The 23,411-nt window shown below is 49.5% G+C and carries 24 protein-coding genes, 6 tRNA genes, 1 rRNA gene and 1 riboswitch; of the genes, 5 read left to right on the top strand and 26 right to left on the bottom strand.

Annotation, left to right across the window (positions count from 1 at the left end):
- Window positions 1–484 precede the first annotated feature (484 nt).
- From FGB90_RS18100 to sigW, 7 genes are all read right to left on the bottom strand, one after another.
- Complete coding sequence (locus FGB90_RS18100; protein ID WP_138812270.1) at window positions 485–1,126, bottom strand: response regulator; 642 nt, start codon at window positions 1,124–1,126, stop codon at window positions 485–487.
- Complete coding sequence (locus FGB90_RS18095; RefSeq protein ID WP_138812269.1) at window positions 1,123–2,166, bottom strand: sensor histidine kinase; 1,044 nt, start codon at window positions 2,164–2,166, stop codon at window positions 1,123–1,125. Before FGB90_RS18095 ends, FGB90_RS18100 begins: the two co-directional genes overlap by 4 nt.
- Window positions 2,163–2,888 (bottom strand): cell wall-active antibiotics response protein LiaF, encoded by a 726-nt coding sequence (gene liaF, locus FGB90_RS18090; protein WP_138812268.1) that lies wholly within the window; start codon window positions 2,886–2,888, stop codon window positions 2,163–2,165. Before liaF ends, FGB90_RS18095 begins: the two co-directional genes overlap by 4 nt.
- A gap of 411 nt (window positions 2,889–3,299) precedes the next feature.
- Window positions 3,300–3,944: a PspA/IM30 family protein gene (locus tag FGB90_RS18085; RefSeq protein ID WP_138812267.1), complete on the bottom strand. Its 645-nt coding sequence runs from the start codon at window positions 3,942–3,944 to the stop codon at window positions 3,300–3,302.
- Between the two features lie 56 nt (window positions 3,945–4,000).
- The gene (locus tag FGB90_RS18080) at window positions 4,001–4,354 is read right to left on the bottom strand and encodes a lmo0954 family membrane protein (RefSeq protein ID WP_138812266.1); all 354 of its coding nucleotides are present in this window, start codon (window positions 4,352–4,354) and stop codon (window positions 4,001–4,003) included.
- A gap of 399 nt (window positions 4,355–4,753) precedes the next feature.
- Complete coding sequence (locus tag FGB90_RS18075; protein WP_138812265.1) at window positions 4,754–5,401, bottom strand: anti-sigma factor family protein; 648 nt, start codon at window positions 5,399–5,401, stop codon at window positions 4,754–4,756.
- A gap of 19 nt (window positions 5,402–5,420) precedes the next feature.
- Window positions 5,421–5,984, bottom strand: a complete 564-nt coding sequence (gene sigW, locus FGB90_RS18070; protein ID WP_138812264.1) for an RNA polymerase sigma factor SigW — start codon at window positions 5,982–5,984, stop codon at window positions 5,421–5,423.
- A 200-nt stretch (window positions 5,985–6,184) separates the two neighbouring features.
- Between sigW and FGB90_RS18065 the strand changes: the two genes are divergently transcribed.
- A complete protein-coding gene (locus tag FGB90_RS18065) occupies window positions 6,185–6,355 on the top strand; it encodes an aspartyl-phosphate phosphatase Spo0E family protein (protein ID WP_210237261.1) in 171 nt (56 codons plus the stop codon).
- Window positions 6,356–6,489: 134 nt separating this feature from the next.
- Here the strand turns inward: FGB90_RS18065 and FGB90_RS18060 are convergent.
- The 8 genes from FGB90_RS18060 to FGB90_RS18025 all read right to left on the bottom strand — a co-directional run bounded on the left by FGB90_RS18060 (window position 6,490) and on the right by FGB90_RS18025 (window position 7,711).
- Window positions 6,490–6,565, bottom strand: a tRNA-Ala gene (locus FGB90_RS18060).
- A gap of 27 nt (window positions 6,566–6,592) precedes the next feature.
- Window positions 6,593–6,667 (bottom strand) — tRNA-Gln (locus tag FGB90_RS18055).
- Window positions 6,668–6,690: 23 nt separating this feature from the next.
- Window positions 6,691–6,766: transfer RNA gene (locus FGB90_RS18050), tRNA-Thr, on the bottom strand.
- 10 nt (window positions 6,767–6,776) lie between these two features.
- Window positions 6,777–6,851 (bottom strand) — tRNA-Glu (locus FGB90_RS18045).
- Between the two features lie 3 nt (window positions 6,852–6,854).
- Window positions 6,855–6,930 (bottom strand) — tRNA-Thr (locus tag FGB90_RS18040).
- Between the two features lies 1 nt (window position 6,931).
- Window positions 6,932–7,006: transfer RNA gene (locus FGB90_RS18035), tRNA-Asn, on the bottom strand.
- Window positions 7,007–7,205: 199 nt separating this feature from the next.
- Window positions 7,206–7,322 (bottom strand): 5S ribosomal RNA (gene rrf, locus FGB90_RS18030).
- A gap of 140 nt (window positions 7,323–7,462) precedes the next feature.
- The gene (locus FGB90_RS18025) at window positions 7,463–7,711 is read right to left on the bottom strand and encodes a hypothetical protein (RefSeq protein ID WP_138812263.1); all 249 of its coding nucleotides are present in this window, start codon (window positions 7,709–7,711) and stop codon (window positions 7,463–7,465) included.
- Window positions 7,712–7,943: 232 nt separating this feature from the next.
- Between FGB90_RS18025 and pdaB the strand changes: the two genes are divergently transcribed.
- Window positions 7,944–8,705, top strand: a complete 762-nt coding sequence (gene pdaB / locus FGB90_RS18020) for a polysaccharide deacetylase family sporulation protein PdaB (RefSeq protein WP_138812262.1) — start codon at window positions 7,944–7,946, stop codon at window positions 8,703–8,705.
- Window positions 8,706–8,763: 58 nt separating this feature from the next.
- Here the strand turns inward: pdaB and FGB90_RS18015 are convergent, their stop codons facing one another.
- Complete coding sequence (locus FGB90_RS18015; RefSeq protein ID WP_171051903.1) at window positions 8,764–9,354, bottom strand: KinB-signaling pathway activation protein; 591 nt, start codon at window positions 9,352–9,354, stop codon at window positions 8,764–8,766.
- Between the two features lie 187 nt (window positions 9,355–9,541).
- On the opposite strand from FGB90_RS18015, the gene gerD reads away from it, so the two are divergent.
- Window positions 9,542–10,216, top strand: a complete 675-nt coding sequence (gerD, locus tag FGB90_RS18010) for a spore germination lipoprotein GerD (protein WP_171051902.1) — start codon at window positions 9,542–9,544, stop codon at window positions 10,214–10,216.
- Window positions 10,217–10,289: 73 nt separating this feature from the next.
- Here gerD and salA read toward each other — a convergent pair whose 3' ends face one another.
- The 6 genes from salA to FGB90_RS17980 all read right to left on the bottom strand — a co-directional run bounded on the left by salA (window position 10,290) and on the right by FGB90_RS17980 (window position 16,893).
- Window positions 10,290–11,348 (bottom strand): iron-sulfur carrier protein/transcriptional regulator SalA, encoded by a 1,059-nt coding sequence (gene salA, locus FGB90_RS18005; protein ID WP_138812261.1) that lies wholly within the window; start codon window positions 11,346–11,348, stop codon window positions 10,290–10,292.
- A 742-nt stretch (window positions 11,349–12,090) separates the two neighbouring features.
- Window positions 12,091–12,813 carry an N-acetylmuramoyl-L-alanine amidase CwlD gene (gene cwlD / locus FGB90_RS18000; RefSeq protein ID WP_138812260.1) on the bottom strand — a complete coding sequence of 241 codons (723 nt, stop codon included), beginning with the start codon at window positions 12,811–12,813 and terminating at the stop codon, window positions 12,091–12,093.
- A gap of 92 nt (window positions 12,814–12,905) precedes the next feature.
- Entirely contained in the window at window positions 12,906–13,343 is a 438-nt protein-coding gene (locus tag FGB90_RS17995) for a DUF2521 family protein (protein WP_171051901.1), read from the bottom strand.
- 414 nt (window positions 13,344–13,757) lie between these two features.
- On the bottom strand, window positions 13,758–15,272 hold the full coding sequence (locus FGB90_RS17990) for an ABC transporter permease/substrate-binding protein (protein WP_138812378.1): 1,515 nt from the start codon (window positions 15,270–15,272) through the stop codon (window positions 13,758–13,760).
- 11 nt (window positions 15,273–15,283) lie between these two features.
- The gene (locus tag FGB90_RS17985) at window positions 15,284–16,342 is read right to left on the bottom strand and encodes an ABC transporter ATP-binding protein (RefSeq protein ID WP_138812258.1); all 1,059 of its coding nucleotides are present in this window, start codon (window positions 16,340–16,342) and stop codon (window positions 15,284–15,286) included.
- A 365-nt stretch (window positions 16,343–16,707) separates the two neighbouring features.
- Complete coding sequence (locus tag FGB90_RS17980) at window positions 16,708–16,893, bottom strand: hypothetical protein (protein ID WP_138812257.1); 186 nt, start codon at window positions 16,891–16,893, stop codon at window positions 16,708–16,710.
- Between the two features lie 132 nt (window positions 16,894–17,025).
- Here FGB90_RS17980 and FGB90_RS17975 point away from each other — a divergent pair, with 132 nt between their 5' ends.
- Both FGB90_RS17975 and FGB90_RS17970 read left to right on the top strand, forming a co-directional pair.
- Window positions 17,026–17,811, top strand: a complete 786-nt coding sequence (locus FGB90_RS17975) for an SDR family oxidoreductase (RefSeq protein ID WP_138812256.1) — start codon at window positions 17,026–17,028, stop codon at window positions 17,809–17,811.
- Window positions 17,812–17,861: 50 nt separating this feature from the next.
- Window positions 17,862–18,040: riboswitch (cobalamin riboswitch) on the top strand.
- Between the two features lie 131 nt (window positions 18,041–18,171).
- Window positions 18,172–18,645, top strand: a complete 474-nt coding sequence (locus FGB90_RS17970) for an acyl-CoA thioesterase (RefSeq protein ID WP_138812255.1) — start codon at window positions 18,172–18,174, stop codon at window positions 18,643–18,645.
- A 103-nt stretch (window positions 18,646–18,748) separates the two neighbouring features.
- Here FGB90_RS17970 and FGB90_RS17965 read toward each other — a convergent pair whose 3' ends face one another.
- The 4 genes from FGB90_RS17965 to FGB90_RS17950 form a co-directional block, all read right to left on the bottom strand.
- Complete coding sequence (locus FGB90_RS17965) at window positions 18,749–19,534, bottom strand: SDR family oxidoreductase (protein WP_138812254.1); 786 nt, start codon at window positions 19,532–19,534, stop codon at window positions 18,749–18,751.
- 157 nt (window positions 19,535–19,691) lie between these two features.
- Window positions 19,692–20,843 (bottom strand): mannitol-1-phosphate 5-dehydrogenase, encoded by a 1,152-nt coding sequence (locus FGB90_RS17960; RefSeq protein WP_138812253.1) that lies wholly within the window; start codon window positions 20,841–20,843, stop codon window positions 19,692–19,694.
- A gap of 1 nt (window position 20,844) precedes the next feature.
- Complete coding sequence (locus tag FGB90_RS17955) at window positions 20,845–21,276, bottom strand: PTS mannitol transporter subunit IIA (protein WP_138812252.1); 432 nt, start codon at window positions 21,274–21,276, stop codon at window positions 20,845–20,847.
- 17 nt (window positions 21,277–21,293) lie between these two features.
- Window positions 21,294–23,390, bottom strand: a complete 2,097-nt coding sequence (locus FGB90_RS17950) for a BglG family transcription antiterminator (protein WP_138812251.1) — start codon at window positions 23,388–23,390, stop codon at window positions 21,294–21,296.
- Window positions 23,391–23,411 lie beyond the last annotated feature (21 nt).

Genomic DNA, 23,411 nt, shown 5'->3' with positions numbered 1-23,411 from the left:
CGGCAATATCTGCTGTTCAGACCACGTTGTATGCCTGCAGAAAGGCTTTTGAAATATGTACTGCTCCCGGTTTCGGGCAGCGCTAATGTGCCCGCCTCCAGGTACCTTTATTATCCCGGTACCCTTTTTATAGACGGGACAATCGCGGATTTGTTACACGGGACAATGCCTGACTTTTCCGACCCTGCAAGAGAAGAGTTCTTTTGGAAAAGCTCTTTTCGTAAAGATTGTTGCTATTGGTATTATTAATTTCGGAGCGAAAGGCCGCGACTCCAGCGACGAGCGATTACTCCGTGAGTTATCTCCGAGTTGCTTCGACGCAGCCTTCTTCGGAGCTTAACCGGCAGAGGAAGAAGCAGGAAATTTTCACCCGGCTGAGGTGTTGCCCGCGGAAAGCATCGGTCTGCAGCGCAGAAAAACAACAACCTTTCCGAAAACATCCTTTGGAAAACAAAAAAGAAAACCCTGCGGCAGCAGAGTTTATTTATTCGTTACTTTTCTTTACAACCAGATCATTATTGAAGGCATAAATGACGGCCTGGGTGCGGTCCTGTACATCAAGTTTATGGAGAATATTACTCACATGTACTTTGGCGGTCTTTAAGGCGATAAAGAGGTGGTCTGCGATCTCCTGATTGGTCTTACCTTCCGCCATCAGCTGCAGGACGTCCTTTTCCCGGCCCGTCAGCTGTTCATGAGGCTTCGGTTTCTGCCGCATGCGGTTCATGATTTTCCCGGTCACTTCCGGCTCCAGGACGGACTGCCCTTCGTATGTAGCCCTGATCGCTTTTGCAATTTCACTCGCTTTCGATGTTTTCAGCATGTAACTCACTGCTCCTGCCTCAAGAGCAGGATACACCTTCTCATCATCGAGAAAACTTGTCACAATGATGATTTTTGCCTCCGGCCACGCTTCAACAATCTTCCTTGTCGCTTCGATCCCATCCATTTCCTGCATCACAAGGTCCATCAGAATGACATCCGGCCTGATTTCAAGAGCAAGCGCCACGGCTTCTTTCCCATCACCGGCTTCAGCGACCACGTCGATATCCTTCTGGGCTGACAGGTAAGAGGACACACCAATCCGCACCATTTCATGATCATCCACAAACAGTACCCTGATCATCCGCTTTCCCCTCCTTTAGCATACGGTACTTTAACTTCGTAGTAACTTCCTTCCCCGGCTACACTGACAATTTTAAGCTCTCCTCCAATCGCCTCGGCACGCTCTTTCATATTCGTAAGGCCATACGAGCTTTTTTCTGCGGCCTCATCAACATCAAAACCAATACCGTTATCTGTTACCCTGAGGATCACATAACCATCCCGGCCGACACACAGGACAGTCATTTTTTCTGCTTTTGAATGGCGCAGAATATTGGAAACAGCCTCCTGGAGAATCCGGAACAGATGATCTTCAACTCCTTTTTCAAGCTCAAGAGGTTCTGCTTTCACCTGAATCTCCATCGGAACCTTTTCTGTCAGTTCCGAAAGAAGTTCTTTCACTCCTTCTTCCAGTGTTTTGTTTTTGAGGGCAACCGGCCGCAGGTGAAGCAGAAGAGCACGCATTTCCAGCTGGGACTGCTCAATCATCCTGCCGACCATTGCCAGCTGCTTTTTCATCGTCTCATCTTCGGGGGGGCTCGTTTCATTGATCGTTGCCATCATCATTGAAGCGGCAAACAGCTGCTGGCTCACAGAATCATGAAGCTCCCGGGCCAGTCTCGTCCGCTCTTCCGCCACCACTTCCTGGAGGCTTTTTTCCCGTTCACGGGCATGTTCGGTGACGAGCCGCTGAGCAGTTTTGGTCTGCTCGGCGATTTTATGCTCGAGTACGACCAGACTTTTTTCAAACTCCTTCATCTCCTGAAGAGGCTCCCCCTCAAGACCAGCCCTCTTCTTTCCCTTTGCAACCGCATCCACCTGACTGCGAATGGCCAGGAGTCTGTTTTTAGCGTAATTCCCTGCCAGAAGACCGGCAGTGAGGCCAGCAAACACTGTAATGATCAGTAAAAAATAGATAAAAGGGAGGTCAAGGACCCGCTGCTCCCAGAGCATGGACCACTCTGCAGGAGGAAAGGAAAAAAAGATGGTCACACTTAAGATGAGACTGAATAACACCGCAGCTGTAAAGGTGATGAGTGCGGTTCTGTACATGACACTCATGTCCGCTTCACCTCACATTCCCCCGACCAGACAGAGGTAACGATCCGAATTCGCGGCTTTTCCGTCCGGTACCCTTCTGTCTCGTAAAACACCTGCTGGTTAAAACGGCGGTCGGTTTTCCGGTCAAAGACTGTGACCCCTCCAAACAGAGCTGTATGGTGAATGGCCACTTCCACTTCATAAGGGACGTGAATGGTCAGATTACCGATTCCATGGCGAATCATAATCACACCATCATCGGGTACGACCGTGTTTCCAAGATCAACGATCCTGTCGCCAATCCCGCCAAGAATGTTGACGTCCCGCCAGGAGTAGGGGATTTCGCCTGTCTTTTCCGTACCGGTAAGGCGGTTTTTCATAATGGGGCGTACCTGAAGGAAGTCTCCCTCTTCCGGTGTCTCCGCGGCAGAATCAGGTTTAACGACTTCCGGCTCGTTTCTTGACTGGTAAAAACGGTACAAAATCAGAGCCGCCATAGCAATGATTACAAACCTTACAGCCATCAGATTGAGGATTGTCAGAAGAAAGATGACGAGCCCTGTCCAGAACAGAAGCTTTCCGATCAGGCGGTGGTACCAGCGTCTTCCCAGCATCATCATGATCACCTGAAGCAGGAGTGAAAACAGAAAGCCCGCTCCGATAAACAAAGCTTCCCCCAGCAGAAGGACAACCCCGATCAGAAAAATCCAGTTGAATGTTCTTGTTGATATCCGGTTAAACACAGGGGATGCCCTCCTTTTTTATGGTTTGATAAAGGCTGTTTTCGTATAGATTGCTGCTATTGGTCACATTATTAATGGAGCGAAAGGCGGTGACTCCAGCGGGAAAAGCATCAGGTGAAGACCCCGCAGGGACGAGCGTTTACATCGTGAGTTCACTTCGAGCTGCTTCGACACAGACGCTTCGGAGCGTTTCGGACAGAGGAAGAAGCACGATAACTACTCTGTCGGCTGAAGCGATGCCCGCGGAAAGCATCCGCCTGCAGCGCAATAAAACAACAATCTATCCGCTTTGATAAAAGACATTTTTTCAGGGTGGAAGCTAAGTTACCAGGAGACTTTATTTATATAGCAGAAGCGCCCCGCTGCACGGAGCGCTCATCTTCTTCAGAGACAACCTTATTTTACCATGAATTAACTGTTCGTTGCCTGGTCCGCCTGTTCAATCAGCTTCTGTTCGATTTCCGCCAGCTTCGAATCGAAAGTGCTTTTGCGATAATCACGGTTCACCCGCTGTTCCAGGTTTTCAATATAGCGCTCCATCTCCCCGAAACGTGAGAAGGACCCTTCACCTGATTCAGAGGTAACCTTACTCATTTTAAAGCTTGCCCTGGCGGTATTTTCACGTCCCATCAGTTCCATCTGGCGAAGACGCATGTCCTTGAGCCTGTGCTTCATATCCTCGTACTGGTGTTCCAGTTTTTCAAGCTGAAACTCAGCGTCTTTCCGGGTTTTCTCAAGTCTTTCCGCTCTCCGGCTGTATTCCTCCCATTCACGGGCTGCAAATTCGGCGTATTCCTCTTCGCCGGCACGCTCAGCCACTTCTTTCTGTTGGAGGCGTTTTTCAGCCATTTCAGCTGCTTCTGTATATTCTCTGACGAATTCCTCTTTCAGCCGGTGCTGACGCTCAACAAGCTGCCTTACTTTTTCAGTCTCTTTTTCGCTCTGTCTCAGAGAATGGTTCAGCGCAGCAATGGGGTTGCCGGCTTCTTTTTTATCCATCAAACCGTGCAGGTCTGCAGACACTGCGTCTTTAATTCGGGTAAACAGGGTAGTCATCGTGTATTCTCTCCTTCATTTTTATTTTTCTTCAATGAAATACCGGTTTTACACACTCAGCGGTTCATGTCCGCCCACTGCTTTTCGAAGCTCGTAAACGGATCGTGGTCTTCATCGGGCTTCTGAAGTGTGACTGCACTTGTGCTGTTCCAGCTCTTCCAGATGAAATAGAGAGCCGCAAGCGCCGCCAGTCCGATCACCGAGAATGAGTTGGCAACACCGATACTTACCACAACCACCCCGGCAATGACCCACCATACCTTTCCTGCTGTTGACGTGGTTTTTACGAACTGTTTAAAAATAACGTAGGTGAGCCAGACGGAAACTGCCAGCATAATCATGGGTCCGAGGTTGGCCAGAAGTACAGCCAGCGCCACAAGTCCGGCACAAAACAGTAAAAACTTTTTCATCTCGTTTTCCTCCTTTCCTGATCTCTGCCTTTATCGTACCGGGATTTGAAAAACCGCATAACGACCCCCGGCTTTATTTTCACTAGGTCCCGAGGCGTATCCTGAATCGGGATGCTTCTGCCAACTGAGCATGTGAAGCCCCGGACAGCATTCAGCTTCATTTCCCTCCACCCGACATTTCCCGCAAGTTAATTAAACGTTTATTTAACTTGCACAGATTGACGGATTAACGGTACTTTGTGGCGATTCCTGAAAGTGCTGCCGGACAGCTTAGCGTGCAAAGAATAGGACCGCTACGCTTAATTGCCATCCCTGACAACGAATAATCACCATCTCCCGGCCATAAAAAAACACAGCCTGCGGCTTTTCCAGCCCGGCTGTGTTTTCCCCGTTATTTCGTTAGTCTTCCTCCGGCGGATCGCTGCCATTAAAGACATTCACCACTTCACTCATGAAGGATTTCGTTTCGTACCAGATCCAGCTGAGCACCTGGTTGACTTCATTTATTTCACCGGCTACGTGTCCGGCTGATGCCAGATAATTATCCCCGTTAATTACGGTGATATTCCCGAGCACTTCACCTTCAACTTCAATGTCACCGTTGCGGACAATCAGGTTCCCTTCAATTGTTTCCCCTTCAGGCACAACAACAACGCTGCGCTCTTCATCTATATGAAAGTTACCCTGCCCCTGCACTGTAATCTGCGAGCCGGTTCCACCGCTCCAGAACGAGGATACACTGGTGACAAACAAAAGCATAAACACTGCTGCTGCGAGGACAAAAGGATGCTTTCTCATCCACGTTTTCCACTTGTCCGGTTTTGACTGTTTCGGAAGCCTGTTCATCACTCCTGCTGTGAAATCCGGAGGTGCTTCCACGTGTGATGTGCTCTGGACAATGGCGATTGTCTTTCTCAGCTCACGCAGATGCTGCTCACATTCACTGCAGGATTTGAGATGCTGTTCCAGTTGCTTTTTTTCAAGCAGCGTCATATCTTCATCCAGGTACTTGTGGAGCTGTTCGATTTTTGTTTTTTCACACGCCATCTGTATGCACCCCTTTCTCCTAGGAATGACGGAGCCGCTTGCGAAGCGCCTCCCTGCCCCGGTGGATTCTTGTTTTTACCGTTGCCACCGGCAGGTTCAGAATTTCCCCAATCTCCTTTAACGATAAATCCTCAAGATATTTAAGAATAATAGCGGAACGGTATTTCGGAGGAAGCTCCGAAATTTCATTCTGAATCCACTCCTGCATCTCATACTGAACCACCTTGTCTTCAGGCAGCTCCTCATCTGCAGCAATCTGCGAATAATAGTTGAGATCCTCGGTACCCCCAACCGGATCATCGAGGTGAAAATCCGGCTTCTTTTTACGTATACGATCAATCGATAAATTGGTTGCAATTCTAAACAGCCAAGTGGAAAATTTTCTGTTCATATCATAGCTGTCCAGATTCGTATACGCCCTGAGGAAAGCCTCCTGTGACACATCCTGAGCTTCATGAACATTGCCGAGCATGCGGTACGAAATCTGATAAACTTTATCTTTATAGAGGTCGACCAGCTCCGCAAATGCCTGCTGGTCCCCTTTTTTTACTTCCATGATAATTTTTTTAACCACCGCATCCATCGCATACTCCCCCCGCTATTGCGGCTACCTTGTTTACGCTCTCCCGGCAAAAAAGGTTTCACCTTAATTTCATTTCTTAATTTTATCACCTGAATCCAGAAAAATCATACGATTCCTAAAAAAGTATATGTTTGGAAAAGTTTTTATCAGGGTATGCTACGTACATGAAGGTCTATCCAAACGACGGGAGGTCGAAAAACTTGGAAATTGAGCAAAAGGATTTACTGGAGGAAATTGAGTGGGCACGGGAGAAAATGTATGACCTCTCTTCGCAGCTTAACCGGACCTCACACGAAGTTGTAGCAATCAGTTCATACCTTGACGCTCTACTGAACAAATACCAATCCACGTACTACAAAATAGAAAATTAACCAACTGATGATCCTGAGCACCTTCCGCAACTCCCCTGCGGCAGGTGTTTTCTTTTTGTCTGAGAGCCGGTGGCACCTGAATCAACACAAAAAAATCCGGCCTCCAATCAGCCGAACTGCAAAGTAAATATGTATGGTGGAGCCTAGCGGGATCGAACCGCTGACCTCCTGCGTGCAAAGCAGGCGCTCTCCCAGCTGAGCTAAGGCCCCTACTGTTTTTTCTGCCGGAAATAAAAATGGCAGGGCTAGCAGGATTCGAACCTGCGAGTCACGGGATCAAAACCCGATGCCTTACCGCTTGGCTATAGCCCTAAGTCATTTGATTAATTATGTAATGGTGCTGGCCAGAGGACTTGAACCCCCAACCTACTGATTACAAGTCAGTTGCTCTACCAATTGAGCTAGGCCAGCAAAAAAGGTATGGTGACCCGTACGGGATTCGAACCCGTGTTACCGCCGTGAAAGGGCGGTGTCTTAACCACTTGACCAACGGGCCTCCTGGAGCTTCCTAGCGGGCTTGAACCGCTGACCTCATCCTTACCATGGATGCGCTCTACCAACTGAGCTAAGGAAGCATGGCTCCACAGGTAGGACTCGAACCTACGACCGATCGGTTAACAGCCGATTGCTCTACCACTGAGCTACTGTGGAATAATGTGAATTGCCGTTAAGCGGCGAATCTCTTCGTCACCTGCAGTCGATTGGGCAGTCACGTACTTCATGTACGCTCCTTTCCTCTCTTCCTTGTTTCCTCGACCTTCTTGCTTCTCGGCAATTAACGGTCTGGAAACGGGGCGAATTTGTTCGTCGCCTGAGGCTTTTCAGGAGGATAAAAATGTCCGGATCACATGCCCAGCGGCGTCCTACTCTCACAGGGGGAGAGCCCCCAACTACCATCGGCGCTGGAGAGCTTAACTTCCGTGTTCGGCATGGGAACGGGTGTGGCCTCTCCGCTGTCGCCACTGGACAATGTTATCTCAGACATTTGATATCATACTACACCCCACTCTTTTTGACAAGGGGTTAGTACTATTTTTTTATCAAATGCCAGGCTTGTCCCTTAACGAAAATCAGAGGCCCGTTCAGGTCAAATTGTGTGGAAAGACGTTATTTAGTTCTGCAGCCCTGCTGCTCCTGCTTCGAAGATCGGTTCTGCCTTACGTACTTCATGTATTCTTGCGGTTTTACAAACCTTTTATACATACGGAAGATGATTTGATATCTTTCCTCCATGGCACGTTTCACGATCCCTTCAATTCTGGAATCCGTCAGGTCAAGCAGCAGTTCTTCAAGTTCACGCTTCAGTAAGTACTCCATTTCCTGTGTTTCTTTTGCATTAAGCATAATTCCAAACATAGGTCACCTCGGCTTCCGACATTTGCGTCATCTTCTGACTGTACTCGGTGGGTGTACTTGGGCGTCGCGTTATCGAGCTCCTCTAAAATTATTTTCCACTTCTTTACTTTTTATTCACGGGAGATTTTCATGTTTACTGCTCCTGATCCTGAAAATCAATTTTTCGCTGCCTGTACATATTTGTTCTTCACTGGAATACATATGAGATAACAATGGACAAGGAGGGCTCCGAATGAATTTCTTCTGGGTATGGAGTGCCAAACGGTTAAAGCGTTATACAATTGTTGTCTTAGCCGCCCTTTTTACGGCGGGAATTCTTTATGTTGAACGGACACAAATTCCTGTTTTCTCAACAGGTGAAAAACCGGTGGCCATTTATAAAGTGGAAACCGAGGACAAGGACATTGCCCTCACGTTTAACATCAGCTGGGGTGAGGAGCGGGCAGTTCCAATACTTGATGTTCTCAAGGAAAACAGCGTAACAGACGCCACCTTCTTCCTTTCCGCAGCATGGGCGGAGCGGCACCCGGAAATTGTGGAAAGAATTCTTGAGGACGGGCACGAAATCGGCAGTCACGGGTTCCGCCATGAGCATTATACGAAGTGGGAGGATGAGTCCATAAAAAAGGACATTCTTACAGCTCACGAAATTATTAAGAAGGTCAGCGACACGACACCCCAGTACCTTCGGCCGCCAAATGGAAACTTTGACGAGCGTGTGCTGACGATCGCAGAAAAACTCAATTATGATGTGATCCACTGGAGTATTGATTCCCAGGACTGGCTTAACCCCGGTGCAGATGTCATTACAGAAAATGTTGTTACAAGTGCCTCTCCCGGTGATATTGTTCTTTTCCACGCATCGGATTCCGCTCAGCAGACTGGAGAAGCGCTGCCGGGTATTCTGAAAAAGCTGAAATCCGACGGGTTTAACTTTGTGTCACTGTCAGAACTCATGACCGGTGCCGATACGAAAACCGAGGAAATCCGCTGATCACCTTCTCCCCCTGAAACAAAAAGCTCAGCCCTGGAAACGGGCTGAGCTTTCCTTGTTATTTAGGCTGTTCGTGCAGACGGTGAAGTACGAGAAGCTGCCATGTATTTGCCACAAGCAGCGGTACGATCGCCGTAATCAGAAACGTCATGTCGTTTTCGCGGAGTGCCGGAATCCACTCAATCGTCGTTACCACGACCATAAAGAACAGCGCCGGTATAAACGCGGTGAAATTCGTGTCCTTCGCTTTCAGGTAGGCGACAATTACCCCGTACACGAGAAGGAAAAACGGCATCGCCGCATAATCAAACATCGTTTCATCCGCTGTACCGAATGCCAGGTAGCGGAAAAACATAAGATCAAACAAAGCAAACAGAATAAGAACGACCTGAACTCTGTTCCAGAGCTTCAATGATTTGAAAATGCCAAGTCCGAACCGGTGAATCGTCAGGTAGGCAAAGAATCCCATCTGGGCGATAATCGTCCAGATCCCTGCTCCCGTAAAGAGCATGAAGAGTCCGCCGATCTGACCCTGGCGAAGATCCTGCATATGTGTATTGAAATCGAGCATCAGTCCCATCAGCATCCCGGATATGGTGCCGATCAGAAACGTGCTCCAGAATAAGAAGACCACTTTTCTTGTGTTCACAGCTGTTCCCCCATTACTCGAGTTGTACCAACCACCATTGTACCAGAACGTTCGCGCGGTTATCCACTCTTTTCGGTTCCCTGAAGATAACGTTTCTGCCAGTGTCAGGCATCTCCTTCATGGCGGCATAAACCGGTGCTTTTTGAAGCATATTAGGAACAAACCAAAAAGAAAGGGGCTGGCACCGATGAGGCACATCTCCAGAAAGACAGCAGCCTTGGGCTTTGTTCTGGCAGGTTTACTCGCGTTCACGGGCTGTGCAGCCGCGGAGGATCAGAGTCAGCCTGACTATGAAGACACAAAGAAAATGATGGTCGACATGCTTAAGACTGACGAAGGCAAGCAGGCCATTCAGGAAGTGCTCCAGGACGAAAAAGTAAGAGAAAATTTCGTCGTGGATCAGTTTTTTGTAAAAGACACGATTGAAGATACATTGACAACAGCAAAAGGGAAAAACTTCTGGAATGAAATGAGCCAGGACGAGGAGTTCCGTAAAACCCTTGCCGAGAGTATGCAGGAGAGAAACGAGCAGGTGCTTAAAGGTCTTATGAAGGACCCTGAGTATCAGGAGATGCTTATGAACGTCATGCAGGATCCCGAAATGGAAGATGAGTACCTTGAATTGATCAAGAGCAAGGAATACCGCAGAGAGGTCATGAACATCATGGCCGAGGCATTTGAAAGCCCCTACTTTATTTCCCGCCTCCAGGACATCATGAGTAAGGTTGCGGAAGAACAGCTGGAAAAGCAGGAGGAAGAAGGCCAGAACGGCCAGCAGCAGGATGAACAGGGGGAACAAGCAGCTCCGGAAGAGGAAGAAGGCCAGGAAATGGGTCAGGGTGGAGGTTCAGGAGGAAACTGATGTTACTCCACTGCAGAAGAAAACCCCTGCGGTCTGTACGAATGCAGACCGCAGGGGTTATTTATGTCTTTCTTTATTTTCCGACCTTCCCGATCACTTTGTCCGCAAGCTGGGAATAGATCTGTCCGATCTGATGGCTCTCGTCGTAGATGGACGGAGCGAAGTTTTCCTCATCGATATCCGGCTGGCCAAGCGGCACTTTTACAAGAATTTCGCTGTTAAGCACTTCTGCCAGCTTTTCTCCGCCACCAGTTCCGAATACGTACTCTTTTTCGCCCGTAAGCTTACTTTCAAAGTACGCCATGTTTTCCACGATCCCGAGGATTTCATGCTCGGTTTTAAGTGCCATGGCTCCGGCACGCGCCGCTACGAATGCAGCTGTAGCGTGCGGGGTTGTGACGATGATCTCCTTACACTGGGGAATCATGGAGTGAATATCAAGGGCAACGTCCCCTGTGCCCGGCGGCAGGTCGAGAACGAGATAGTCAAGATCTTCCCACTCCACTTCGTTAAAGAAGTTGTTGAGCATTTTTCCGAGCATCGGGCCGCGCCAGATAATCGGCGAATTGTCCTCCACGAAAAAGCCCATGGAAATGACCTGGACGTCAAAACGGTTAACCGGATAGATGCGCTCACCCACTACTTTCGGACGCTCTTCGATGCCCATCATGTCCGGTACACTGAAACCGTAAATGTCTGCATCGATAATGCCGACTTTTTTGCCTTTTTTCGCAAGAGAGGTGGCCAGGTTGACGCTCACCGTTGATTTCCCGACGCCGCCTTTTCCGCTTGTAACAGCAATAAACGTGGTCTTGCCGTTTTTCGCCCGGTCAAGAATGGTTTCCCCTTCTTCCTCACCGGACGTTCCGCCGTGCTCGGCCACAACTTCATCAGGAAGCTGTTCGAAGCGGAGACCGACTGATTCCGCTCCCGCTGCTTTTACAGCGCTTACAACGGCCTGCTGCAGCTGCATCTGCTCGGCTGTTCCCGGCTGTGCAATCGCCAGTTTCAGACTAACGAGATTGTCTTTTATTTTTACTTCCTTAACAGATCCAAGATCTGTGAGGCTTTTCCCTAAATGCGGCTCCTGAACGCCTTTGAGGGCTTCAATCACCTGCTCTTCCGTTAGCATCTATAACACCGTCCTCTAAGTTTTCAAATAGTTCTTAACTCCAATCCAAGTATAACACTGTACCATCGGGAAAAAAAGAATCGGGGAAGCGAGTGGAACAGAGGAGCGGAGAACACAAACGAAGCAGGGTTAATACTTTTGCTGCCTTTACAGTCGAGGCTGCGTAATGTCATCGGGCTTCTATAATCAGTTTCAGGTGAGAGTCACATCAGTTCTTCTTTCTTTTTCATGAGTTATGATGCGATTTCGCCTGAATCACATCATTCTGCTCTCTTTTTCACGAGTTTTAATACGATTCGGCCCGAATCATATCACTTCCGCTCTATTTTCATGAGTTTTAATACGATTACGCCTGAATCACATCATTCTGCTCTCTTCTTCATGAGTTTTAATACGATTACGCCTGAATCACATCATTCTGCTCTCTTTTTCACGAGTTTTAATACGATTCGGCCTGAATCATATCACTCTGCTCTCTTCTTCATGAGTTTTAATACGATTCGGCCCGAATCATATCACTTCCGCTCTATTTTCATGAGTTTTAATACGATTACGCCTGAATCACATCATTCTGCTCTCTTTTTCACGAGTTTTAATACGATTACGCCTGAATCATATCATTCTGCTCTCTTTTTCATGAGTTTTAATACGATTCGGCCCGAGTCATATCACTTCCGCTCTCTTTTCATGAGTTTTAATACGATTCGGCCTGACTCACATCACAAAGCAGAAAAGAGGGCCGTTACTGGCCCCCTCCAGGAATGGGATCTCCGTTGGCATAACGAAGGATCCCTTCGTAAATCGATGCAGCTACACTCTGCTGATAGTCCTTTGTTTTCAGCAGCTCAGCTTCCGTTGGATTGGACAGAAACCCCACCTCTACAAGAGCACCGGGGATTTTGGACTGCTGGATCAGATACACACTGTTGATCGGCCGGGCATCACGGTTCGTGTTCTCCAGATTCCGCATGATTTCAGCCTGGATCTGCTTTGCAAGCACATCGCTTTTTTCGATGGAACGGTTGTAAAAGGTCTGTGCACCGCTCCACTTGGGTGTAGGAATTGCGTTCAGATGTAGACTGATGAACAGATCCGCATTAGAATTGTTGATCAGATCCACGCGCCTCTTCAGATCCTCCACTTTCCTCGCACGGATCCGTTTCGTTCCATCAGCAGCGAGGTCGTGGTCCCCTTCCCGGGTCATGAGTACAAGCGCCCCTGCCTCCTGCAGATAATCCCGCAGGATAAAAGTAATTTCAAGAGCAATGTCTTTTTCCAGATCACCTGCCCGCGACGAAGCTCCTCCGTCGATACCGCCGTGACCGGGGTCGAGCACTACCACTTTGCCGGCAAGAGGTACGTTCAGTCCTGCCGAATCCTCGCTTGTAAATACAGTTTGAACAGCGATAATAATACCAATTAAAAGTACTGCTGAGCTGATTACCCATATCCACTTTTTCCGCACAGCCGTCCCCTCCTTGTCTCCACCAGTACTATATGGGACAAGAGGACGTTTCAGAACTGTTTCGGGCCAGCCTGTCACAGGCCGACAGACGTTTAATGGAGCTTCATTTTATAGCGCTTTACCCCTTCATTGAAACCTTTTTCCCACCAGCGGTGCACAAACGATTCGCTGAGCTGCTTATAGCGCTCTTCGTCTTCTTCGGACCCGTGCAGCCATGCTGCGAACTGACCTGCCGACTGTTCAATGTAGATATCAATTTCATCCAGGCACCGGCTCTTTGCCATATCCGCGGATTCACCAAAATACCCGAACCGGCCGTACTCGGAACCGAGGAGAAACGCATCAATGCCGATGTCCACGGCGAAATCCTCAAGATACATATTGCTCACCCGGTCCATGTAGATCGTCGTCATAAAATGCTGGTGCACGTCCTTGCGCATGTCGGCAATGGAAAGGCTTTTCAGCACTCTGCGTTCATAATTCCACTGTTTCTTCCTTCTCTTTTCGCTGAATGATGTAATTAAGTTCATTTTTCCCCGCCTCTTTTTAGTCTTATTTTTCGCCTCCTTCAAGCCTTCACACCCGAGAAAACATGCCAGTTTATCCAGTGGATTTTCCATACGCTTCATGCCCCTGCTTTCATGACCGGAGCAAGAAAAAATGCGCCCCCTTGAATACCGGGACGCATGATTTGCTGCTATTAATTTGGCTCTGTTAAAGTCTGTTGTTGATATTCGCTCACTGCGCTCCCTTTCCGCGGGCACCACTGCAGCCTGCGCAGATGTTAGCGTGCTTCTTCCTCTTCCAGTATCGCTTCGAAGTGTCTGCGTCGAAGCAGATCACAGCATACTCATGAAGCAGATGTTCTTTGCTGTTCCCGCAGGAGTGTCGCTCGTTCGCTCCAATCAACTTTTAAAAATCAACATTATGCTTTAACAGAGCTATTAATTTAAGAGCCCTTCCCCTTCAAGAAACTCTCTCGCCACGTCGGAAGCATTTTCATCACCGACTTCCACGCGGTGGTTCATTTCCTGCATCTCCTCGTCGGTGATCAGGCCTTCCAGCTGGTTTAAAATCGGCTCGATTTCAGGGTGCTGCTCGAGGACATCCCCGCGTACAAGCGGTGCTCCCTGGTACGGCGGGAACAGCCCTTCATCGTCTTCAAGTACAGTCATGTCGTACTCTTCAAAATACCAGTCGGTCACGTAGGCATCCATCAGGTCAATTTCACCGGACTGAAGCGCCTGCGGACGAAGGCCCGCCTCCATCGTAACCACGTCAAGCTCCACCCCGTACAGCTCCTGAATCCCCACGTAGCCGTCTTCACGGTTGGAAAACTCATGGGTGAAACCGGCTGTAAGCTCATTATTGTAGGCCGTCAGATCAGAAATTGTCTCCACTCCCAGTTCCTCGGCCGTTTCCGTGAGCATGCCGAGGGCATACGTGTTGTTATATGCCATCGGCCTTAAAAAGATGAGCCCGTATTCATCTTCCATTCCGGCTCTCGCCTGTTCGTACACATCCTCTTCCTCCGTGGACTCGATTTCCTCGTCGAGAAAAGTCATCAGAGCCGTTCCGGTAAACTCGAGATAAATATCAACGCTTCCCTGCTGAATGGCATTGAAAACAAAATCGGTCTGGCCGAGGTCCGCTTCCAGATCCACCGTCAGGTCCGTTTCCTCTTCAATGAGGAGCTTGTACATGTTGATAATGATCTCCGGCTCTGAGCCGAGCTTCCCTCCGATCGTAATATCAGCCTGCTGGGGACGGACAAGAAGCGGAGCAGCCACGATCAGTACCGCGGCCAGAATGACAATTAATATCGGCTTATTGGATCCTCCCCCTGACCTCCGCTCGGTAAACCGCAGAATGGCGTCAAAAAACAGGGCAAGGAGCGCCGCCGGGATAGCACCAAGCAGAATGTACTCATTATTTGACCTGGAGATTCCGAGCATGATCAGGTCACCAAGACCACCGGCTCCAATTAATGCAGCCAGTGTTGCCGTTCCCACAATCAGCACCATGGACGTGCGGATACCTGCCATAATAACAGGCATGGCCAGAGGCAGTTCGATTGTACGCAGCCGTTTGACCGGGCTCATTCCCATACCGTCCGCAGCTTCAATGAGAGAGGGATCGATTTCCCTGATTCCCGTATAGGTGTTGCGGAGAATCGGCAAAAGGGCATACGCCGTCAGGGCGACGATCGCTGGTGTCGTCCCTATCCCGAGAAGCGGAATCATAAAGCCGAGAAGGGCAAGTGACGGGATTGTCTGCAGTACGGCAGACACGCCGATAATCGGTTCGGCAACCCTTGTCTTTCTGGTCAGGTAAATACCAAGAGGCAGTGCAATGAGTACACTCAGGAGCAGGGAAATAATCGAGAGCTGCAGATGCTCCCACGTGGCCGCCCAGAGAAGGTCCTGCCGGTCCTGTACAAGCTGGAGAAAGCTTTGCATGTTTACCCCCATCAGCGCTCACTCCCTTCTTTACGGGAGTCATTCAGGTAAAACGCCGTATCCTTAAGCAGGATGGTACCGATCAGCTTCCCCTCGTCCACCACCGGGAGCACCTCGCTGCCTGAATCCCGAAAAAGATCCATCGCTTCTTTCATTGAAGAGTCAGAACCTAGAGTATATGTAAACGGCTCTGTCCCGGAACCTGATGCAGTGCCCTTGAATGTCTGATCCGCTCCATCATAGACGAAAACAGGTTGTACCTCCTTTTCCCCGGCTGAATCCATCGTGCTCCGCATATAGCGGCTTTCCCGGTCCACGATAGGCCCGATTTCATGCTCCCACACTGATCCCCGGTCACCGATGAACTCTCTTACAAAATCACTTTCAGGCTGACTGATAAGCTTTTCCGGTGTATCAGTCTGAACGATTTTCCCTTCACGCATGACACAGATCCTGCTTCCAAGCGCCAGAGCCTCATCCATATCGTGTGTGACAAAGACGATTGTCTTTTTAATCTCCTGCTGCAGTTTTCGGAAATCGTCCTGCAGCTGTTTCCGGCTGATCGGATCCAGCGCGCTGAAAGGTTCGTCCATTAAAAGTATGTCAGGATCCCCCGCAAGCGCCCTGATCACGCCGATCCGCTGCTGCTGGCCCCCGGAGAGCTCCTTCGGTTTACGGTCTCTGTAAGTATCGGGTTCCATTCCGACCATCTCGAGGAGCTCATCGATCCGGTCATTCGTCTTCTTTTTATCCCACCCCTTCATTTCAGGCACAATGGCGATATTCTCCGCTACCGTCATGTGGGGAAACAGCGCAATCTGCTGGAGTACGTAGCCGATGTTCCAGCGAAGCGTTTTTATATCTGTACTGCTGATATCCTCCCCGCCGATCCGGATCGTTCCTTCTGACGGTTCGATCAGACGGTTAATCATTTTCATCGTCGTTGTTTTCCCGCAGCCGCTCGGGCCGATCAGAACAAAAAATTCGCCTTCTTCGACCGAAAAATTAAGATCTTCGGCACCCGTGGTACCGTCTTCAAATTGTTTTGTTACGGACGTAAACTGGATCATCTGGTTCCCTTCTTTCCGCGACGGCTTCCGCTGTCTGATAAAGTCCTTTCATATAATTTCCACAACCGCTGTTCCCTTAAACTCAGGATTTCCCGGAGCACGGAAAAGGACGCGCAAAAAAAGAGTGGCTGGGACAGAAGTAAAGTGTTTTGATGAGAATCCGAACAAAAAGCTGGCAAGCGGATCAAATATCCGCCGACTCCTGCGGGAGAAAAAGCGCAGGTGAGACCCCGCAGGGCAAAGCACGCGGAGGCTCAGCCGCTTCCCGCGGCAAGCGGCGAATATTTCAGAAGCGATTCACCTGGGCCGCGAATTGATTGTTCAGATTTTCATCTATTAAAACACTTCTGTCCCAGCCTCTCTACTTAAGGCTTTCTGTTTTCGTTCTGAGCGTGTTTCTGTTTTCGTTTGTATGCTTTCCAGTTCACTGCGATACCGTACAGCCCTGTTGCCAGAAGAAAGGCCCCTGCCCACCACTGCAGGTCGAGAATCAGGAGACACGCAATGACCAGCACGATAATGCCTATTATGCTGCGAAGATGTTTGTCCATCGGGTAAGTCCTCCATCGGTTGTTCTTTAAGTTGAATGTAGCACAATTAAGCCCCGGCCGGCCACTCCGCATGTTACAGAATTTCCGTCCGGGGAATAGAGCATGTAAACCAATCACAGAGGAGCTGTTCATATGACACAGAATATGGAAAATAAAGTTGCTGTCATCACCGGCGGCGGTTCCGGAATCGGTAAAGCGTCTGCCGGACTTCTTGCAGAAAAAGGGGCACGCGTTGTCCTCGCTGATATCAGTTCGGATAAAACCGAACAGGCAAAAAAGAAGATTGAAGCTGCCGGAGGCGAAGCCCTCATAATTGAAACCGATGTTTCAAATCCGGGAGACGTACAGGAGTGCTTTCAGCAGACTGTGGACCACTTTGGCCGGATTGATACGGTTTTTGCCAACGCAGGTATCAACGGGACCATCACACCGATAGAGGACATGGACGAGGAAGACTGGGATAAAACGATTAATGCCAACCTGAAAGGCACGTTTCTTACGGTGAAGTACGCTGTTCCCCACATGAAGAAAAACGGCGGAAGCATCATCATCACGAGCTCGATTAACGGAAACCGCACGTTTAAGAATTTCGGCTTTTCCGCCTACAGCTCGTCCAAAGCCGGCCAGATGGCTTTTGGGAAAATGGCAGCCCTTGAGCTCGCGAAGTATAACATCAGAGTCAACGTCATCTGCCCTGGAGGGATCGAAACAAATATCGGCGAAAACACCCATCCGGAAACAGATTCACTTGAAAAGGTGAAGATTCCAGTTGAATATCCCGAAGGCAGACAGCCGCTTGAACACCGTCCCGGAAAACCTGAGGAGGTTGCCGACCTGATTTTGTTCCTCGCTTCCGATGCTTCCCGCCACATCACTGGAACCGAGCTGTTCATCGACGGAGCGGAATCACTGTTATAATCCCGTTCTTTAAATACATGGTATAATTAATGGGCACGAACACAACTGCATACCTTTCGCATGCAACAGGTGACCTATGAGCTTAAAAGGGAAGTCCGGTGAGAATCCGGCACGGTCGCGCCACTGTAAGGATGAACTTTCTGTTTTTTACCACTGCCTCCATGGCGGGAAGGAATGACAGAGAGTAATGACTCCAAGTCAGGAAACCTGCCTGTTGTTCGCACTTGTACCTACGCGTCATAGGGAGGAGTGATAGATACAGGCTTTTTTTCACCTGCCTGAATATATTCTGCCGCTCTCTGATCACCCTTTGATTAGAGGGCTTTTTGTATGATCATTTAAATTAAAGGAGACAGCAGAATGAAAACCAGCCATCCAATGGAAAGATCGAGAACCATACAGACAAAACTTGTACTTCCGCCTGATACGAATCACCTGAAGACGATCTTCGGAGGTCAGGTTTTATCCTACATCGATGAAATCGCAGCACTTGCTGCCATGAAACACGCCAACACAGTTGTCGTAACGGCATCCATCGATTCCGTGGACTTTTTATCGTCCGCCAGGGTCGGAGACGCCCTTGAGCTCGAGGCTTTTGTCACCTCAACCGGTAAAACCTCGATGGAGGTGTACGTCAGCGTATTCTCCCACAACCTTCTTACGGGGAAACGGACAATGACAACAGAATCCTTTCTCACCATGGTAAGCGTGGATGAGGACGGCAGACCTTCTCCTGTTGCCGGGGTCACTCCCCATTCCGAAGAAGAAAAACGGCTGCACGAAACAGCTGAAGCCCGACGGATCCACCGGAAAGAACGCTCAGCTATCAGATAATAGTCCCGCAACTGTCCATACTTTATTGATTTCCGGCCAAATAAAAACATCGGGAAAGGCAGGTCCCTTCTGCCTTTCCCGATGTTGTAAAATACAGAGAAAGCTATACTTTTTCCTCCCACGTTTCCCGCTCATAATCCTTCATCTGATCCTCCACTTCCTTCGGATAGGCTGTCCGGAAATGGTGGCTGTCTGATGCAATGACTTCAACCATTTTATCGATCATACCCTGAGGGTCATACTGCTCGTCCAGAATTTTTTCCGACTCCTGGATGGATTCTTTAGGAGTAAAGTTACTGTCCTCGTCGTACCACTTCCACTTTTCTTCAAACATACGGTCGTTAAAGCCGGTTTCAAATGGTCCCGGGTTAATCGTTGCCACCTGGACGCCGTGCTCCTCCAGTTCTTCTTTCATAGCTTTGGCAAGACCTTCAACGGCATGTTTGGAGGAACTGTATGCGCCAAGATGCGGCAGCGACACGATTCCCACGATGGAACTGAGAAATACAATCTTCCCCGATTTCTTTTCAACAAACTTCCGGGCGGCAATCTGGGCATTTTCCAGCGTACTGAAGACATTTGTTTCGTAGATTGCCCTTACTCTGTCTACGGGGATCTCTGATACAGGACCGCCTTCACCGACGGCAGCGTTCGCCACAAATACATCATAATCGTACTCTTTGAGCAGCTCCTGGTCTCTTTTATCAGTAATGTCCAGTTTGATAACCTCAAGATCTGCTCCTTGTGCTTCTGCTGCCTCCCTCAGGCTCGTCACCTGGGAGATGGTTTCCACTGATGCAATGATTTTATGACCTTTCTTTGCAAGTCCAATCGCCGTACCTTTTCCGAGGCCGCTTCCGGCGCCGGTAATAAAGATTGTTTTACTCAAGTGCCTTCCTCCTTATTTAATCCTGGAATATGTAGTTCGCCTTCCCGCAATAGGAGACTGCAAAACATTGACTCCCCTTCCAGAAAAACGTTCTTAGAGTCTGCCGGCGCCAAAAACAGAACCCCCGCCTCCACAGCAGGAGACAGGGGTCATATTTTTACTGTTCGTTTTTCAGCCGCTCATACTCTCCGGCCACTGCTTCCGTAAGCGTGTGATCAGGCGCGAGTCCTGTCACCGTGCTTACAGTCTTTCGAATGCCGTCTGTCTCAATCATCTGCTGGATTTCCATGCTTTCTTCATCTTCCCGAACGCTGAACAGAAACGCTGCGCCGGCAACTTCTATAAGATGTGGAGCATCGATCCCTCTCTCATAAAGCTGAACGAGTGGGCTTAGAATCCTATCGTCTGCTCCCAGTTTCCGCAATGGGTTCCTTCCAACTCGTGTAACCGGGTCCGATAGATGACGGTTTTCAAACCGCTTCATAATTTTACGGTGATAGTCCTGAAGATCCGCATCAGAAAAGCCGTACTTCTCCATGAGAAGAATGCCCGTTTCCCTGAGAACCCCTTCTGCTTTTCTTCTCACATCTGGATTTTCAGCAGCTTCTGCCACTGTCTCTATGCCACCGGCAAAGCCGAGATACGCCAGGCAGGCGTGACCCGTATTTACGGTAAACAGCTTCCGCTCGATATACGGAATGAGGTCATCCACATAGTGGACACCTTCCAGCTTCTCCTCTTTCACCATGCCTTCCCGGTGCACAATCCATTCGTGGAACGGCTCCACGGTTACATCCAGGTGATCACCTGCTGTACCCGGCACGATCCGGTCCACGGCCGAGTCGGGAAAACCGGTAACAGAAGCTACGGCATTCCAGTCTTCCTCACTGCCGAGCGCTTTTTTAACCGCTTCCTTAAGCACAGTGCTCGCTCCGACTGCATTTTCACAGGCGATTACGTGGACCGGACTGCCTCCCTGCTCCGCTCTCACCTTCAGCCCTTCGGCTAGAACCGGGGCAATGTGGGGAAGGACGCTGACACCAACCGATGCGGTAATAATATCAGCCCTCGCCAGGTCCTGGACCACTTCACTGTGATTATGCCGGCTGTGAAGGGCGTAAATATTGTTCACTGTTACCGGCTTATTGCGGTCCCGGGCAAGGTTTACCGTATATTCCTGTTCCTCGTTGATCCGGCTGATCAGGGAGTCGTTTACATCCACAAAGCCGATGCGGCAGCCGTTCCGGTGAAGAATTTCACCAATAAAGCCTCTTCCAATATTTCCGGCTCCAAAATGAATCGCAAGCATATTACTCCACTCCCGAAAACAGTTCCATCAGTTCCCCGCTGGAATCTGCTGACAGAATCTGCTGCAGGGTATCTTCCGAGCATGTAATAGCAATGTTGGAGAGGATGCTGAGATGCTCATCCCCTTTACCGGCAATTCCGATTACAAGCTTCACTTCGTTGCCATCCCAGTCAATCGGTTCGTCCAGCAGGTGAATGCTGATCCCTGATTCAATGACTTCTTTCTTTGCATCTTCCGTTCCGTGTGGAATGGCAAGGAAGTTACCCATGAACGTGCTGGTTACTTCTTCACGCTCCATCATTTTTTCCACATACTCTTTATTCACATAACCGTTTTCCACGAGAAGATTCCCTGCTTTGCGAATCGCTTCCTCCTTGGATGCGACTGTTTCCCCGATGCGGATGTTTGCTTCCTGAAGTACTGCTTTTGTCATAATCCGATCACTCCTGTTTATTGTAATTTACTGATCATATATTCCTTCAGTTTCTTTTCAAGAAAAGACAGAATCGACTGTTCGTCTCCGTTTTCAAAAAGCCGGATTGATTCATCACTTTCGATAATCATGGCACTGATATAACTCATCACTTCGATACCCGTCTGACTCCAGTCCTCCGGTGCCAGCATAAGGAGGATCCGGCGCACATGCGCCTTTTCGTTGTCCATTCCCCTAAGTGGGACCGGCAGTTCAAGTTCACGGATGGTAAAAGAAGGCGTAACCACACTGTCGGTCCTGGTATGAAAAAGTGCCAGTGAGGTTCCGGGTATGGCAAGCCCTCCTGCCGCTTCCCGCTTAAGCAGCGCTCCGGCGATCTCACTTTCGTCCCTGACGAGGCCCTTTTTCTTCTGTTCCCGGCCCAGCTCACGGACAATCTCTTCCGATCCGGAAACAGCCGGCAGGTGTTTGAGCTCGAACTGATCCAGAAGAATCTTTATGAGGGAGCTGACCTCCTGAATCGTCTGAAAGTCATTCTGCCCCTCACCAGGATCCGGCTGATGCTCTCTGCCTGCTTCCCGGGTTTTTGAAGCATTTCCTTCGCCCGGCAGATCGGATAGTCTGTGAAGGTGTTCCCTGATTCGTTCTGCTTCTTTTGCCGACAGAAAGGGATTTACAAGAAAGTAATTCGGAATCGACGTTAACGGGACAGTTGAGACAACGATGGTGTTCACAGGAATTTCTTCCTCCACAACGTCAAACACGGATTTGTGCGTAATGCGGCTGATCTCCGGTATTTCCTTTTCCAGCCGTGCGGCCAGAAGCTTGGAGGTGCCGATCCCGCTTGAACAGACAACGATGGCGTCTGTCCGACGGGTGCGCCCGGCCTTCTCAATGGCGGAGCCGAAATGAAGAACGAGAAATCCGGTTTCCTCTTCCGGCACGGCTTCATCCGTAAACACCTGATCCACAGCAGACCTTACAATCCCGAACAGCTCCCCGTAGTCACGCTTAATCTCCGGCAGCAGCGAATTGTAGATCTTCATCCCGTTTCTAATCCGGAACAGGGCCGGTTTCAGGTGGCTGATCAGCCCTTCTATCAGTGACTGACCACCTGCAAGGGGCAGGTTCACATGTTTCTCCACCTCTCCTGCCAGCTGCTTTGCAGACAGGGCAATATCCATCGATGTCTCCTGAAAATAAACCGGACTCTCGTCTCCCTGCCTGGCTCCCAGCAGATGCATCGTTACGTAACCCGCCTCCGATTCAGGAATGTCCAGGCCGAGGCGCTTTTCCAGTTTTGTAATGATCTTCAGGGCTGTACGGTATTCGTTTTCCGCCTGGGCTTTTTCAAGGTGGATTTCATGTTCGCCTATACTTTCCCCGTTTCGGACACGGTGCACTGCAAGACTCAAATGTACAGCCAGGCCGATGATAGACGCATCTCCAATCGCCTCGCCCTCGTTACGGAGATCATGGAGCATATCCATTACTTCGTGAATGACCCGGGAATCAAGAAGGTTAAGAACCTTCCCGGAAACCTCTTCAGCCTGGCTGCTGTTTGTATGCTTTGATTCAAGCACTGAAAAGAACTGCTCTTCGCTCATCTGTTCGGTGATCAGACTTCTTAACGCCTTGCGTTTCTGTCCTTCCTCACCCCTGATTTCAATGCCATAGCTTCTTCTCCGGATCAGTTCAAGTCCGAACCGTGCCAGCCGGTTCTCCACCCTGTTCAGATCGTTACTGATGGTGGAAATGGTCACATGCAGTTCCCTGGCGAGAGTGTAGAGCTTAACTGGCTCGTTTTCCTGAAGCAGGATGGACAGCAGAAGCTGATGCCTTTCCTCCGGCGTGTATTCCGAGGGCTCCAGCTCCTTCATTTTGTTCCTGAGAAGAGCAGTACCCGCCTCATCACCGGAGAGGAGGAGCCCGCTTCCGGTTTTCCTCTCGAGCAGAAGACCGTATTCATCCAGAATCGAATCAATTCCCGGGAGATCCCGCTGGACAGTTCTTTTACTGACATTCAGTTCCTCGGCGATCGCTTTCACCGTGAGACCGTCCGGGGCTTCAAGAAGCAGATTAAGAATATTCCGTTCCCTTGCCGAAACATACATTCTCTTCACCTCCCAGGAAGT

The sequence above is a fragment of the Alteribacter natronophilus genome (assembly GCF_006007885.1).
Classification (GTDB): Bacteria; Bacillota; Bacilli; order Bacillales; family Salisediminibacteriaceae; genus Alteribacter; species Alteribacter natronophilus.
Note: the sequence above shows the minus strand (reverse complement) of the source record. Positions and strands in the feature narration are given on the sequence as shown.

Bases quoted from the DNA above. Each gene is read 5' to 3' on its own strand.
- FGB90_RS17980 (WP_138812257.1), bottom strand. From the start codon at position 16,893: ATGGACAAACATCTTCGCAGCATAATAGGCATTATCGTGCTGGTCATT.
- pdaB (WP_138812262.1), top strand. From the start codon at position 7,944: ATGAATTTCTTCTGGGTATGGAGTGCCAAACGGTTAAAGCGTTATACA.
- FGB90_RS18075 (WP_138812265.1), bottom strand. From the start codon at position 5,401: ATGGCGTGTGAAAAAACAAAAATCGAACAGCTCCACAAGTACCTGGAT.
- gerD (WP_171051902.1), top strand. From the start codon at position 9,542: ATGAGGCACATCTCCAGAAAGACAGCAGCCTTGGGCTTTGTTCTGGCA.
- FGB90_RS18085 (WP_138812267.1), bottom strand. From the start codon at position 3,944: ATGACTACCCTGTTTACCCGAATTAAAGACGCAGTGTCTGCAGACCTG.
- FGB90_RS17950 (WP_138812251.1), bottom strand. From the start codon at position 23,390: ATGTATGTTTCGGCAAGGGAACGGAATATTCTTAATCTGCTTCTTGAA.
- FGB90_RS18100 (WP_138812270.1), bottom strand. From the start codon at position 1,126: ATGATCAGGGTACTGTTTGTGGATGATCATGAAATGGTGCGGATTGGT.
- FGB90_RS17970 (WP_138812255.1), top strand. From the start codon at position 18,172: ATGAAAACCAGCCATCCAATGGAAAGATCGAGAACCATACAGACAAAA.
- sigW (WP_138812264.1), bottom strand. From the start codon at position 5,984: ATGGATGCGGTGGTTAAAAAAATTATCATGGAAGTAAAAAAAGGGGAC.
- FGB90_RS17990 (WP_138812378.1), bottom strand. From the start codon at position 15,272: ATGCAAAGCTTTCTCCAGCTTGTACAGGACCGGCAGGACCTTCTCTGG.
- FGB90_RS18080 (WP_138812266.1), bottom strand. From the start codon at position 4,354: ATGAAAAAGTTTTTACTGTTTTGTGCCGGACTTGTGGCGCTGGCTGTA.
- FGB90_RS18095 (WP_138812269.1), bottom strand. From the start codon at position 2,166: ATGAGTGTCATGTACAGAACCGCACTCATCACCTTTACAGCTGCGGTG.
- FGB90_RS18025 (WP_138812263.1), bottom strand. From the start codon at position 7,711: ATGTTTGGAATTATGCTTAATGCAAAAGAAACACAGGAAATGGAGTAC.
- FGB90_RS17960 (WP_138812253.1), bottom strand. From the start codon at position 20,843: ATGCTTGCGATTCATTTTGGAGCCGGAAATATTGGAAGAGGCTTTATT.
- FGB90_RS17975 (WP_138812256.1), top strand. From the start codon at position 17,026: ATGACACAGAATATGGAAAATAAAGTTGCTGTCATCACCGGCGGCGGT.
- FGB90_RS17995 (WP_171051901.1), bottom strand. From the start codon at position 13,343: ATGAACTTAATTACATCATTCAGCGAAAAGAGAAGGAAGAAACAGTGG.
- salA (WP_138812261.1), bottom strand. From the start codon at position 11,348: ATGCTAACGGAAGAGCAGGTGATTGAAGCCCTCAAAGGCGTTCAGGAG.
- FGB90_RS17985 (WP_138812258.1), bottom strand. From the start codon at position 16,342: ATGATCCAGTTTACGTCCGTAACAAAACAATTTGAAGACGGTACCACG.
- FGB90_RS17955 (WP_138812252.1), bottom strand. From the start codon at position 21,276: ATGACAAAAGCAGTACTTCAGGAAGCAAACATCCGCATCGGGGAAACA.